This is a genomic window from Acinetobacter sp. CIP 64.7, from assembly GCF_000369745.1.
GTDB lineage: Bacteria > Pseudomonadota > Gammaproteobacteria > Pseudomonadales > Moraxellaceae > Acinetobacter > Acinetobacter fasciculus.
Window position 1 is genome coordinate 415,127 of record NZ_KB850178.1, and the last position, 12,992, is coordinate 428,118.

General features: G+C 43.0%; 14 protein-coding genes. 10 read left to right on the forward strand and 4 right to left on the reverse strand.

Annotation, left to right across the window (positions count from 1 at the left end; genetic code table 11):
- Positions 1-467: 467 nt before the first annotated feature.
- From F890_RS04230 to ruvB, 5 genes are all read left to right on the forward strand, one after another.
- Complete coding sequence (locus tag F890_RS04230) at positions 468-2,105, forward strand: sodium:solute symporter family transporter (protein ID WP_005265803.1); 1,638 nt, start codon at positions 468-470, stop codon at positions 2,103-2,105.
- Positions 2,106-2,116: 11 nt separating this feature from the next.
- The gene (locus F890_RS18905) at positions 2,117-2,248 is read left to right on the forward strand and encodes a putative transporter small subunit (protein ID WP_005265804.1); all 132 of its coding nucleotides are present in this window, start codon (positions 2,117-2,119) and stop codon (positions 2,246-2,248) included.
- A gap of 196 nt (positions 2,249-2,444) precedes the next feature.
- Positions 2,445-3,785 carry a deoxyguanosinetriphosphate triphosphohydrolase gene (locus tag F890_RS04235; protein WP_005265805.1) on the forward strand — a complete coding sequence of 447 codons (1,341 nt, stop codon included), beginning with the start codon at positions 2,445-2,447 and terminating at the stop codon, positions 3,783-3,785.
- Positions 3,786-3,902: 117 nt separating this feature from the next.
- Positions 3,903-4,505 (forward strand): Holliday junction branch migration protein RuvA, encoded by a 603-nt coding sequence (gene ruvA, locus F890_RS04240; protein WP_005265806.1) that lies wholly within the window; start codon positions 3,903-3,905, stop codon positions 4,503-4,505.
- Positions 4,506-4,729: 224 nt separating this feature from the next.
- The gene (gene ruvB / locus F890_RS04245; protein WP_004279105.1) at positions 4,730-5,737 is read left to right on the forward strand and encodes a Holliday junction branch migration DNA helicase RuvB; all 1,008 of its coding nucleotides are present in this window, start codon (positions 4,730-4,732) and stop codon (positions 5,735-5,737) included.
- A 14-nt stretch (positions 5,738-5,751) separates the two neighbouring features.
- On the opposite strand, the gene F890_RS04250 is transcribed toward ruvB, so the two are convergent.
- The 4 genes from F890_RS04250 to F890_RS04265 all read right to left on the reverse strand — a co-directional run bounded on the left by F890_RS04250 (position 5,752) and on the right by F890_RS04265 (position 8,703).
- Complete coding sequence (locus tag F890_RS04250; RefSeq protein ID WP_005265809.1) at positions 5,752-6,030, reverse strand: hypothetical protein; 279 nt, start codon at positions 6,028-6,030, stop codon at positions 5,752-5,754.
- A 19-nt stretch (positions 6,031-6,049) separates the two neighbouring features.
- Entirely contained in the window at positions 6,050-6,796 is a 747-nt protein-coding gene (locus F890_RS04255; RefSeq protein ID WP_005265810.1) for an IS5-like element ISAba31 family transposase, read from the reverse strand.
- A gap of 67 nt (positions 6,797-6,863) precedes the next feature.
- Positions 6,864-7,337, reverse strand: coding sequence for a hypothetical protein (locus tag F890_RS04260; RefSeq protein WP_005265811.1), 474 nt, complete (start codon positions 7,335-7,337; stop codon positions 6,864-6,866).
- Positions 7,338-7,473: 136 nt separating this feature from the next.
- Positions 7,474-8,703 carry an acetamidase/formamidase family protein gene (locus tag F890_RS04265; protein ID WP_005106407.1) on the reverse strand — a complete coding sequence of 410 codons (1,230 nt, stop codon included), beginning with the start codon at positions 8,701-8,703 and terminating at the stop codon, positions 7,474-7,476.
- A 369-nt stretch (positions 8,704-9,072) separates the two neighbouring features.
- Here F890_RS04265 and F890_RS04270 point away from each other — a divergent pair, with 369 nt between their 5' ends.
- From F890_RS04270 to tolA, 5 genes are all read left to right on the forward strand, one after another.
- Positions 9,073-10,431: an amidohydrolase gene (locus F890_RS04270; RefSeq protein WP_162924856.1), complete on the forward strand. Its 1,359-nt coding sequence runs from the start codon at positions 9,073-9,075 to the stop codon at positions 10,429-10,431.
- A gap of 267 nt (positions 10,432-10,698) precedes the next feature.
- The gene (gene ybgC, locus F890_RS04275) at positions 10,699-11,106 is read left to right on the forward strand and encodes a tol-pal system-associated acyl-CoA thioesterase (RefSeq protein WP_004645668.1); all 408 of its coding nucleotides are present in this window, start codon (positions 10,699-10,701) and stop codon (positions 11,104-11,106) included.
- Between the two features lie 27 nt (positions 11,107-11,133).
- Positions 11,134-11,832 (forward strand): protein TolQ, encoded by a 699-nt coding sequence (tolQ, locus tag F890_RS04280; RefSeq protein WP_004279111.1) that lies wholly within the window; start codon positions 11,134-11,136, stop codon positions 11,830-11,832.
- Positions 11,832-12,281: a protein TolR gene (gene tolR, locus F890_RS04285; RefSeq protein ID WP_004279112.1), complete on the forward strand. Its 450-nt coding sequence runs from the start codon at positions 11,832-11,834 to the stop codon at positions 12,279-12,281. The genes tolQ and tolR overlap by 1 nt, the downstream gene beginning before the upstream one ends.
- A 3-nt stretch (positions 12,282-12,284) precedes the next feature.
- Positions 12,285-12,992 (forward strand): cell envelope integrity protein TolA (tolA, locus tag F890_RS04290; protein ID WP_005265814.1); only part of this gene is annotated, 708 nt, incomplete at its 3' end.

Consider the following 12,992-nt stretch of genomic DNA (forward strand, 5'->3'; position numbering starts at 1 on the left):
ATTCACCAGGAATTATGAGGCTCATATAAAAAAATAATGAAGAAATGATTAATAATAAAATTTTGTTACTTTTTTATTTAATCCTTATTACCATGTTTTATTTAACTTGAAAATTTAAAATAAATATTTGTAATTAATAGAAAAATATCAAAAATTTTCTTTTTTATTCAACTAACAGAGCTACAGACTCACATGTCTATATCAGCTAAAAATCTTACCAAATAGACACTTCATCAGTAAATTTGATGATTTTATGTTAAGCTCTAGCCGAATTGCTGAGGAAATGTCCAAATTCTGAACCTAGCAATGGTTTTTCCTTTCTGCTGTAGAGATGAATATAAATTCTATATTCGGACACTAACTTTTTGATGTTCTATAGCTTCACTGCTCTGTCTATTTTAGAGCCTTAATCTGTCACCAATGATTTAATTTTCAAAAACAAAAGGTGACCCGCTTAAGGAGTATGTATGTTTCAATTCACTAGTACAGCAACTGTACTATTGATGGTGCTTTTCTATGGCATCACCTTTCTACTATCGTTACGTATTAAACAGAAAAATGAGAATGTTGATGGCTACATGGTCTCGAATGGCTCCATCGGATTTGGAATGTCTGCGGCCAGTATGACCGCCACCTGGATCTGGGCCGCATCATTTTATGCAGCAGCTTCATCCGGATATACATACGGCGTTTCCGGTGCCCTCCACTATGGTTTATGGGGTGCGCTGATGATTTTATTTATCTATCCCTTTGGTAAGCGCTTTCGTGAACTGGCGCCTAATGCCCACACCCTGGCAGAAATTATGCATGCCCGGCATGGCAACCAAAGCCAGATGATTCTGGCAGGTTCCAATATTGTGGGTAGCGTCATCAGCCTGATGGTGAACTTTACCGCCGCTGGGGCACTGGTTGAAATTTTATCTCCTTTAAGCTTTATCCATGGCGTGCTGATTACCGGTATCGGTGTACTGTCCTATACCCTTTGGTCGGGGTTCCGTTCTTCGGTGTTTACCGATTTTGGTCAACTGGTGGCGATGATTGTCGCGGCTGTGATCATTATTCCAACCTTGTTCTTTACCTTAGGCGGACCTTCCCTGTTTCAAAGCGGGATTCATCACCTGCAGCCGGAACAGCTGGATTTTTTCTCTAAAACAGCCTTTCTGGAACAAGGTGCACCATTTTTTGTTGCGGTATTGGCCTACGCGATTGGTAATCAGACCATTGCCCAGCGCCTGTTTGCAGTCCGTGAAGACCTGATCAAACCAAGTTTTATCACTGCAACCATTGGTTATGCTGCAATTGTCATTGGTCTAGGCATGCTGGGGTTATTGGCACTATTTGCAGGTATTCAGCCCATTGATGGCAACCTGAATAACCTGATTCCGCAAATGGCAGCGACTTATCTTTCTCCATTTATGGTCGCGCTGTTATTCATCATGGTGATTGGAGCATTGTCTTCTACCGCTGACTCGGATCTGTCTGCCCTGTCTGCGATTGTCATGACGGACATTTATGGCAAACAGATTGCGAAAAACCGTCCTGATCCAAAGAAAATGCTGTTTATTGGCCGTATGACCATGATCGTTGCCACCATGCTGGGGATTGTGATTGCCACCTTGAAGTTTGACATTTTGTCGATGCTGATTTTTGTGGGTGCGCTTTGGGGTTCTATTGTATTCCCGGTGATTGTCAGCCTGTATTGGGACAAGGTGAATGCCCGGGCCTTTAACTGGTCAGTGGGCCTCGCATTTTTCAGCTTTCTGATAGTACGTTTTGAATGGCTTCCGATTCAGGGATTGATCGCACTTGGCTTTGAACTCGTTGCGACCCTGGGGATTGGTGTGGTGCTGGGTCTGATGACCTTTGGTTTCTTTGGCAAGAAAGTGGGTCTGGTCGTTGGCATATTGGCCAGTATTGGCTTCATGCCATGGACCATCGGCTTCTTGCGCGAATATGGCACTTTATTAAGCTCACTAACAGCGTATGGCAGTAGTGCACTGGTATGTACTGTATTGACGCTGGTCTACAGTAAAGAACGATTTGATTTTAAACAAATCAATAAGATGGTGATTGAATTTCACCAGCTATCTGAGAAAAGTAAATAAGGAGATTTCAGATGACAAGTCAATTATTGACCCTGTATGTACTTTTTTGGCCATTGGTGGCAAGCCTGGTCTTGTTCACGATTTGCCTGAATGTCTATAAAGACATACAACAAGCCAAAAAAAATGGCGAAGAGCTAATCTGATTCTTCGCCTTAAACAAAAAGCAGGCCATTGAGTCTGCTTTTTTATTGTTCATTTGATGATTTCGATTTTTAATTCTTAGTTTTTTCCAGCGGAATGAAATAACCATATGCAGCATGACAATTCATGTCGCACTCCCCTAGTGTCAGAGCTGGTTTTTTGGCATGATGCAAATAGTGGATCACTGAATAATGATAAATGACTCAAATGCGTTGGTTAGAACTGCTTTCGACAGTTCGGATTGGTAGTAAAAAACAAAGCACTGAACTGGCACGCAGCCCATTTCATAAAGATTATGATCGTATTATTTTTTCGCAAAGCTTCCGGCAGTTAAACCGCAAAACCCAAGTACATCCACTCACCCAGCACGATGGTATTCATACCCGTTTAACCCACTCACTGGAAGTCTCCTGTATTGGCCGTTCACTCGGTATGTTGGCTGCAGAGAAAATTAAAGATAATTTACCTGCCTGGATTTCTCCGGCTGATGTCGGTGCCATCATTCAGGCAGCCTGTCTGGCACATGATATTGGTAACCCGCCTTTTGGTCATGCCGGTGAATACGCCATTCGGGAATGGTTTGACGATGCTTCTCATACCGACTTTTTAAAAGATTTGAGTTCTGAACAGGAAGCTGACGTACGCCAGTTTGAAGGCAATGCCCAAGGTCTGCGCCTGCTGACCAAGATCGATTACCATCCCTATGATGGCGGCATGCGCCTGACTTATGCCACACTTGGTGCCTATCTTAAATACCCATGGCTCTCTGAGGCCATTGACCCGACTGGTAACACCCCGGCCAGTCGACGTCCAAAATTTGGTTGTTACCAGTCTGAAAAAGAGATTTTGCAGGAAATTGCTGAACAGTTGGGTTTGATTCAGCTCGGTGAATATCATTATTGTCGTCATCCGCTGACCTATCTTTTAGAAGCTGCGGATGATATCTGCTATGCCCTGATTGATCTGGAAGATGGTATCAGCCTGAATATGCTCAGCTACGCGGAAGTTGAACCAGTCTTTCTGAACTTGCTGGGTGAATATGGCACGCCTGAAGAAATCAATATGCCTTATACCACCTGGCAACAAAAAATTGCCGCCCTACGTGGCCGGGTCATGAAACGTCTGGTAGATGAAGTCACCACAGCTTTTGCGCGACATCAGCAGGAAATCCTGATGGGTCAACTGCAAGGCTCATTGCTGGGTTATTGTAGTGCCGACATTGAGATTGGCATTAACCGGGCCAAAGAACTGGCGCGAGACAAAATCTTCGAACATCCGCAAAAAGCCGGTCTGGAAATTATCGCGCATCAAAGTTTACAAACGATTCTGGATGCCTTTATTCCACTGACCACGCCGCACAAAACTTTAAGCTTTAAAGAGCAGCGTTTGATGGCTATTTTAAAACGCTCGGGTGCGCAGTTTAGCGCTGATCATTATGACAACATTATGCAGGTGCTAGATATTGTCTCCAAGTTCTCGGATCATCAGGCTTATAATCTGGCGCAGGAACTGCATGGCAATAAAGCCGGGTTACTCTAACACGAACGAGCGCCTGATGATAATCTCAGCAAAATCACTGGATTTGAATGATAGAGTTTTGCCTTTATCAAAAATGCTGACTACTATGCCTGTATTAAATTTGAGTATGTATAAAAAATGATTGGATGCCTGATTGGGGAAGTGCTGGCGCTGGAAGCACCGACTGTTTTATTAAATGTGAACGGCGTAGGTTATGAGATTGATACCCCTTTAACCACTTTCTGCCAGTTGCAAAAAGGTCAGAAAATTACTCTGTGGACCCATCTGGCTGTTCGTGAAGATGCCCAGTTACTTTATGGCTTTATCAATGCGCAGGAAAAAACCATTTTCCGTACCTTATTAAAGGTGAACGGCGTTGGTCCGAAAATGGCGCTTGGTATTCTTTCAACTTTAAGTGTGGAAATGCTGATCCACACCGTTGAACATGAAGATATCAATACTCTGGTCAAGGTTCCGGGGGTGGGTAAAAAGACTGCAGAACGCCTGATGATTGAATTGCGTGACCGCTTTAAAGCCATGGCTTCAGGTGCTGCACCAAGTAATTCAACTGCACCACAAATTCAGTTTATGGGTAATTCAGCCGTGGCTGAAGCGGAAGCTGCATTACAGTCCTTGGGCTATAAGCCTGCTGAAGCACAAAAACTGGTGAATGCCGCCAAAGGCGAATTTACAGAAGCCAGCGATATTATCCGCGCTGCATTAAAGTCGATGAATAGATAAATCGTATTCACCATCAACCCAAATTTGATAAATGTATGGCGACAAGGATGTCGCCCGTTGAACTGGGGTGTAGGACACACCCTCAGTTCAACAAAAGATTTTTGTTACTTTTGATCTTTCAAAAGTAAAACAACGCCTACACAATGGCAACTAAACACAAATCATTATTTGAGGCTGTTTCCGCAGCATCAAACAGCTTCAATAAAGAGATTAAGTTAATAGATATGCAAGACCGTCTCATCAGTGGTTCTGAAAAACCCGAAGATCATTTCGATCGCGCCATCCGCCCAACTTCCCTCGATGACTACATCGGTCAACCGGTGGTTCGTGAGCAGATGGAAATTTTCATTGGTGCAGCCCGCGGCCGTGAAGAAGCCCTCGATCACACCTTGATTTTTGGTCCGCCAGGTCTGGGTAAAACAACGTTGGCCAATATTATTGCCCGAGAAATGGGTGGCAATCTTAAGTCAACTTCTGGTCCGGTTCTGGAACGTGCCGGCGACTTAGCCGCGATGCTAACCAATCTGGAAGAAGGCGATGTCCTGTTTATTGACGAGATTCACCGTCTTTCACCCGTGATTGAAGAAATCCTGTATCCGGCGATGGAAGATTATCAGCTCGATATCATGATTGGTGAAGGCCCTGCTGCGCGCTCGATTAAACTGGATTTACCACCATTTACTCTGGTTGCAGCAACCACACGTGCAGGTCTACTCACCTCTCCGCTGCGTGACCGTTTCGGAATCGTGCAACGTTTAGAGTTTTATTCGGTTGAAGATTTAACCCACATTGTCAAGCGTTCAGCCAATTTGATGGATGTACCTATGACGGGAGATGGCGCAAAAGAAATTGCCCGTCGCTCACGAGGTACACCGCGTATTGCCAACCGTTTATTGCGTCGTGTCCGTGACTATGCACAGGTCAAAGGGACGGGTGAGATCAATCAGGATATGGCCCAACGTGCTTTGGATATGCTCAAAGTCGATAAAGATGGTTTAGACACACTCGACCGCCGTTATTTATCTATGCTTCTTGAGCGTTTTGATGGTGGTCCTGCCGGTGTTGAAGCACTCGCAGCAGCCATGGCGGAAGATTCAGGCACGTTGGAAGATGTCATTGAGCCATATCTGATTCAGCAAGGTTATGTGATGCGTACTGCACGTGGTCGTATTGCGACTAATATGGCGTATTTGCAGTTTGGGATGACCCCACCTGAGCCGAAAGAGAAGTAATTCATAAGGGAGATTTATTCTCCCTTTTTAACTCTTTCCCATTCTTTTTTTAATAGTTTTTGAATGTTTTGTACAAGAGTTTTAGAAATAAGTATTTTGCTTAATTCATCCAACTCATTATCGATAATATCTTTATTAAAGCACTTAGTAACTAGAGAGTCGATTTTTCTCATATCTGATAATATGATTTCCGATGATTCCTCCAAAGGATTTAAATATAAGGTAACTTTATGAGTAAGTTTTCTAAATTCCACTAAATAATCTATTAATGCCTCCTTAGGGTCTGTTGACATTTACTGTTCATAATTAACCCTATAAAGGTAGCCATAAAAATATACAGGCTAAAGCAACAGAACTTTGATAATTTCTTTTGAGCTTGTCATATCGAGTAGCTATTCCTCTAAATTGCTTTAATCTACAAAACATATTTTCAACTAAATGCTTGATTTTATATAAATACCAGTCCATATGGTCATTGTTCGATTGGCTATTTGTTTTCTTTGGTATATTCGCTTTAGTCCCTGTTTTCCTGATCTGTTCACGCAGTGGTTCTGAATCATAGCCTTTATCTGCACATACCACTTTTGTCTCTTTTAAATCTAATGTTGATATTAAATCAGGTGCAACTTTAACATCATGTGTGGTTCCATCGGTAATCATGAAATCAATAGGATTGCCATGTGCATCAACAATCAAATGTATTTTTGAGGAGTTTCCTCCTACACTTTTAGAAATAGATTGATTCGCTATACCGGCAGAATGTTGATGAGCACGTACATGAGAGCCATCAATAAAAATCCACTCCATATCGGGGCATGAGGCTAGTAATTTGAATAATCTAAGTAACTTACCGCTGCTTGACCAACGATTAAAACGTTTGAAAATAGAGTTTGAATGACCAAAACAACAAGGAATATCTCGCCACGGACAGCCTGTTCTAATTCTATAGAGAATAGCTTCAATAAAATTGCGTAAATTTGAGTTGTGGTGAATGGATAAATTACGCAGAATAACTTTCAACTTTTGCCAGGGTTGATCTGTCAGCATGGTACGAGGCATAGCGAATAGTAAAATTGGGTTTGGCGATTTGATTTTACTACTTCGCTATTTTTTTAAGCTAAAAGTGTCAACACACCCTACTTTGAACAGAGAAATCATTTGCTATTACTATATTCATTTTTGTTCTTACAATTAAAATTTCACTAAATAGCTCTCTAATATTATTTATCCAATCCTGTCGATGTGTAGACTTAATCTGCATTAATTGCAAGTCTTTCTGACTTTGATAAAGTTCTCTATTAGAATTCAGTGTTTGCTCTACTGACTTTCCTATTTGCTCTAATGTTAAATTAAAGCCTTGTTTAGTTAACTCAAAACTCTTACGTCCATACCAATAAGCAAGCCACGTTGCCAATGCACCGAAAATCAGAGCAATCACTACTGAAAGTGCAAAAGAGGAAATGGCTGTTTTATCTGTCGAAGCATTCAACTCCATGTGTGTTTTAGCAGGTTGTTGCAATACGATCGTTTGTATATTTGGTTGTTGTGGCACTGTCCACGGAAGCTGAATCATCACTTCATTATTATTCTGCTCTGCCACACCCACCCCTTTTAACTTAAATGAATTTTTATTATCAACATTCTAAACATTTTCAAAGTATCACAAAAGAAAAAGCCAACTGACCATGCCTGAATCAGTTGGCAAAAGCACAAAATAAAAAACTAAATAAAAAAAATTACTTCTCTTCTTTCTTAAACTCCTTAAAATCCGCTTTACGAATCATGGCATGAATACCTTTGGTTCGATCGACCACTTGTGACACTTCAAAGTCAGTCGCAGCACTTAAGTAGGCATAGGCAATTTCTTCAGAAATGCCATATTCATTGACCAGAAAACGGATCGCTTCACGGGTGGATTTACGCATGGCTTCATCTAAGTCTTCATCCAGACCCGGCGTAATCCAGAATTCAGCATTTTCAGCCAGCGGCTGTTTAATCTCTGCACCTGGAATTTTATCCTTGCCAGATTTAAGTAAAGTGAATTTTAAAGTCGCACGTGCCGAACCTTCCAAGGCAGTTAAAGCCACCTCACCATCACCTTGTACAAAGTGACTATCACCTGTATAGAACAAAGCACCTGGCACCTGTACAGGATAATAGGCCGTAGCCCCTGCTCCTAATTCATTGATGTCGATATTCCCGCCATAAAATGATGGTGGCACAGAGTGCACAGGCTCACTGGTATTTGGTGCAACGCCCATCGTGCCCATAAACGGATTCAGCGGGAAACGAATCGCTTTACCAGATTCAGTTTTTAAAACGCCTTCCCATACACCATCCGCATTTTTCTCAATTGGGGTAAAAATGGACACGTTGCCATAAGCATCAGGATTGGCTGGAGATGCATGCTCATGTTTCTGACGTTTCGGGAATTCGGGTAAGGTGCCTTTGCCATGACGGTTTGAAATCACGCCATAAGGTACACGCGGTTCAACTTTTAAAATCTCCACCTTTAGAATATCGCCCGGCATTGCCCCTTCTACATAGACAGGCCCGGTAATAATGTGTGGTCCATCTTTATGGAAATCATGTTTCAATTTGGAATTCGTGATCAGCTTGGCTTCATCCAATACATGCTCAGGCTTGACGCCTTTTGATGTGAAATATTTCTCTGCATTGCGGCCTTGATCTTCCAGCAGCCCTTCATGCGAAACTGTATCGAAAGTAACTGTGCTACCTGAAGGGACAGTCAAGACAGGTTTTGCATCTTTATTTGGCAGATAACCCCAAGTAATCGTATTTAAGGTACTCGGCACATAATAATGACCTTTATATTCACCACTTTTGAGTAATGTCGGTTTATTTTCCAGCTGTTTCAGTATCTTAAAGTCTTCAGCCCATAGGCTTGTCGAAATAAAACTTAAGCTTGAAGCCACTGCCAGAGATAAAGCCAAAGGTTTTAACATGTGTTCAATTTCCGTCATAAAAAATATTACGAAAGAGTGAATGCAATCTAAGTGCCAAAATAAGTTTAAGAGGTTTAAAAAATCTTCACTTCATTCAGATTATTGATATAGAGGTAATCGTTTTTATCCCTTTTTAGCCTGAAATTTTTATAATTTTCATACCTTATAAATATAAAAAATCAATTTAGATACATATTTTTACAATGTGAAAGAACAAATAAATCTCTTTGAGAACAGATATTAACACCAACAATACCTTTAAAGTATTAAAAAATACTTAGAGAGTTTTGGTTGAATTTAGATCAGTATGCCATCCTAAAGAATCACTTTAACCATTTCAAATTCTTAAGGTTCTCCCGAAGTATGAATATGTATAAGCAGATATCCCTTTGTCTCCCTCTTCTTTTCTGCAGCCAATTCAGCCTGGCTGACTGGATTGATGATTCTGTACAAGCTGCTGAAGCATACACCATCAAATTACGCCAGCATATCCACCAGCATCCTGAACTGGGCAACATGGAATTCAAAACCTCGGAGCTGGTCCAGAAAGAATTAAAATCCTACGGCATTGAAGTACGTAAAGGCTATGCCAAAACCGGTGTAATCGGTGTATTGAAAGGTGCAAAACCCGGCCCTGTGATGGCCTTACGTGCAGATATGGATGCCTTGCCAATTAAGGAAACAGCACCGGTGTCTTTTGCCAGCAAACAAAAAGCCATTTATCAAGGCAAAGAATCTTATGTGATGCATGCCTGTGGACATGATGCACATACTGCGATGTTATTGGGTGCAGCCAAAGTTCTGGCCGCCAATAAAGATAAAATTGCGGGGACAGTGGTATTCGTATTCCAGCCGGCTGAAGAAGGCGGTGCAGATATCGATAACTTCACTCATGGCGATCAGATTGGCTCACGCAAAATGATTGCCGACGGTGCCTTGAACAATCCAAAACCTGAAGTGATTTTCGGGATGCATGTCATGGCAGGCATGCCAAGTGGCAATATCTTCTACAAAGATGGTGCGATTTTGAATAGTGCCGATCATTTACGTATTCAGGTGAATGGCAGTCAGGTGAATGGCAGTCAGGTACATGGCTCCATGCCTTGGGCAGGTAAAGACCCGATTTATGCCTCTGCCCAGATGGTGACCAATTTACAAAGCCTGATCAGCCGTAAAGCCGACCTGACCAAAGGGATGGGTGTGGTCAGTATTGGCAGTATTCAGGGCGGCACTACCGGTAACGTCATTCCAGATCAGGTCAATATGGTCGGGACTATTCGTTCCAATAGTGAAGATGTACGTCAGGGCATTTTAAAAGACTTGCCGAAAATGCTGGAACACAATGCCGCAGCCAATGACGTTAAGGTGAAAGTCGAAATTGCACCTTATGCACCAGTGACCACCAATGATAAAACCTTGACTGAATTGATGCGCCCAACCTTGGCGAGCGTGCATGATGAAGATAAATTGCATGTTTTAGACAACAATGCCAGCGCCAGTGAAGATTTTGCTTATTATGGCCAGCTCATGCCATCGCTCTTCGTTTTTGTTGGTGCCACACCAGCAGATCAGGATCCGGCAAAAGCCGCACCGAATCACAACCCGAATTTCATTGTCGATGATGCGACCTTGAAAACCGGTGTCGAAAGCCATGTCCGTTTTATTCTGGACTATCCAAAAGTAGCTGAGCAGGTTCAGGCCAACTGGAAACAGAAAAATAAAGGCTAATCTTCTATTACTAAAAATGCGCGGCTCCAAGGACTCGCGCATTTTAGTATCTGCTGCTGTTTTATAAATGAGCTGTTAAGCGCTTAGTACTTCATCTTAGTGACTTCTCTCCAGATTTGACACCTTGTGCCATTGGTCTCAAGACTCACAATGCTAAACTTTGAACCGCTAAATTGCTTGACTGTTGGCAGGAATCCGGCAAACTCTAATCCCTTTCCTGCATCTAAAAACAAGCAAAAATTTCGAAAATCTGCATGGAACAAAACTATGGCGAATCACTTTGAATTCAATATCCGCGTTTATATTGAAGATACTGATGCGGGTGGCATTGTCTATCACGCCAATCATATTCGCTATATGGAACGTACCCGTACCGAATGGTTACGTGCCGCTGGAGTGAGCCATTACTGGCATCAGACAGACTACAATTTTGTGGTGCATAAAATTAATGTCAAATACATGCGTCCGATCCTGATGGATGATTTAATTACTGTTACGGCACGTGTCATTTCATGTAAAGCTTCATCATTTGTATTGCAACAAAATATTTATCGTGGTGAAATCATGCTTGCATCAGGTGAGGTTGAGTTGGCATGTATCAGTGCAGAGATGCGACCACGTCGACTCCCGGATGAAATCCGCGAACTAATTCAAAAAGAATTGGAACAAGACTAAAAAAATTTATTGGCACACGTAACAACTATGGCGACTCAGTTAGAATCATCTCTTCAAGTTTCAGATCTTATTTTACAAGCAAGCCCTGTCGTACAACTGGTGATGCTTTCTCTCCTGTTAGCCTCAATATATAGCTGGTATCTGATTGCCAGGCTCTATATGAGTTATAAAAAAGCCCAGGCCGATGATGAACATTTCCAGAAAATCTTCTGGTCTGGTGCTGAGCTGAATACCCTGTATAACAATGCACAACTCAATTCCAAACGCACTGGCCTTGAAGATATTTTCTATCAGGGTCTGGGCGAGTTCCTGAAACTGAAAAAACGCCATGCGCCAACTGCCCAGTCGATTGAAGGGACAGAGCGTATTCTGCGTGTCGGCCTGAGCCGTGATCAAGGTCATCTGGAGCAAGGACTCGGTGCTTTGGCCAGTATTGGTTCGGTTGCACCTTATGTTGGTCTGTTCGGTACCGTCTGGGGCATCATGAACGCTTTTATTGGCCTGGCAGATGTCGATCAGGTGACGCTGGCGACGGTTGCACCTGGTATTGCTGAAGCCCTGATTGCAACTGCCATTGGCCTGTTCGCAGCTATTCCAGCGGTGTTGGCCTTTAACCATTTCACGGCCAAAGGTGAAACCGTTTACTCTGATCGTGCCCTGTTTGCCGAAGAAATGGTGGCACTGCTACAACGTCAGTCCGTGGGCATAACTCAGGACAAAGACTAATGGCGATTCAAGGTTCAGGACGCTTTCAGCGTATTAAAAAGCCACTGAAAAGTGACATGAATGTGGTGCCCTACATCGATGTGATGCTGGTACTTCTGGTCATTTTCATGGTGACTGCCCCAATGATTACCAGTGGCATCAAGGTCGATTTGCCGCAGGCCAATGGCTTACCGATCGAATCCAAAGATGCGCCTACGATCGTCACTTTAAAAGAAGATGGTACTTATTTTCTGGAATATAAAAATCAGACCACAGGTCCTGTCACCCTAGAGGCTTTGACGCAGACTTTGATAGAAGCGCAAAGCACTGCGGAAAGTGAAAACAAGGTCCTCAATGTCGTGATCAATGGTCATACCACCCGCCCTTATGGCGATGTGATGGCCTTAATGTCAAGCCTGCAGGATGCTGGCCTTTCTCAAGTCGGTTTACTGACCAAGCCATTAGAATAAAGTATGAAAGACTATAAAAAGCCACCATTTCAGAAAAAAGCCATCGCACTTGGATTCACCTTAGGCATCCATGCAGTGGCTTTGGTGGGCTTACTTTATCTGGGCATGAGTAATCCCCCTGAACCGCCAAAACAGATTAAAACGGTCTTAATTAAACCTGAAGACCTGAAGCCGGTGACTCGTGAAGAAACTGAGTTTGAAGAAACTGCACATGAAAATATTGCAGAAGAAATTACCCAAACTGCTGAACCGAGTGTAGAGCCTGCGCCTGTAGTGCCAACAGCAGCTGCACCGACACCTCCGGCACCGCAGCCTGCACCAGCACCCCCACAGATCGATATTCAAAAAGCTCAGCAAGAAGCAAAAGCAGCAGAGCTTGCTCAAGCTAAAGCCGCCCAGCAAGCAGCCGAAGCTGCAAAACGTGCTGAAGCCGCTGAACAAGCAAAACAGGCTGCTGCCAAAGCCAAAGCAGAGGCTGCACAAAAATCTAAAGCCGAAGCTGAAGCAACGCGTAAGGCCGAAGTAGAAGCACAGCGTAAAGCCGATGCTGCGCAAAAAGCCAAACTTGAAGCGCAGAAAAAGGCTGATTTAGCCGCCAAACAAAAAGCCGATGACGCTGCGAAAGCCAAAGCAGAGGCAGATGCGAAACGTAAAGCTGATACCGATGCAAAAGCCAAAGCAGAGGCGGCAGCTAAAGCAAAAGCTGAGGCG

What these genes read in the sequence shown, in the direction of transcription:
- F890_RS04230 (WP_005265803.1), top strand. Translation starts at nt 468, where the DNA reads ATGTTTCAATTCACTAGTACAGCAACTGTACTATTGATGGTGCTTTTC.
- F890_RS18905 (WP_005265804.1), top strand. Translation starts at nt 2,117, where the DNA reads ATGACAAGTCAATTATTGACCCTGTATGTACTTTTTTGGCCATTGGTG.
- F890_RS04235 (WP_005265805.1), top strand. Translation starts at nt 2,445, where the DNA reads ATGACTCAAATGCGTTGGTTAGAACTGCTTTCGACAGTTCGGATTGGT.
- ruvA (WP_005265806.1), top strand. Translation starts at nt 3,903, where the DNA reads ATGATTGGATGCCTGATTGGGGAAGTGCTGGCGCTGGAAGCACCGACT.
- ruvB (WP_004279105.1), top strand. Translation starts at nt 4,730, where the DNA reads ATGCAAGACCGTCTCATCAGTGGTTCTGAAAAACCCGAAGATCATTTC.
- F890_RS04250 (WP_005265809.1), bottom strand. Translation starts at nt 6,030, where the DNA reads ATGTCAACAGACCCTAAGGAGGCATTAATAGATTATTTAGTGGAATTT.
- F890_RS04255 (WP_005265810.1), bottom strand. Translation starts at nt 6,796, where the DNA reads ATGCCTCGTACCATGCTGACAGATCAACCCTGGCAAAAGTTGAAAGTT.
- F890_RS04265 (WP_005106407.1), bottom strand. Translation starts at nt 8,703, where the DNA reads ATGTTAAAACCTTTGGCTTTATCTCTGGCAGTGGCTTCAAGCTTAAGT.
- F890_RS04270 (WP_162924856.1), top strand. Translation starts at nt 9,073, where the DNA reads ATGTATAAGCAGATATCCCTTTGTCTCCCTCTTCTTTTCTGCAGCCAA.
- ybgC (WP_004645668.1), top strand. Translation starts at nt 10,699, where the DNA reads ATGGCGAATCACTTTGAATTCAATATCCGCGTTTATATTGAAGATACT.
- tolQ (WP_004279111.1), top strand. Translation starts at nt 11,134, where the DNA reads ATGGCGACTCAGTTAGAATCATCTCTTCAAGTTTCAGATCTTATTTTA.
- tolR (WP_004279112.1), top strand. Translation starts at nt 11,832, where the DNA reads ATGGCGATTCAAGGTTCAGGACGCTTTCAGCGTATTAAAAAGCCACTG.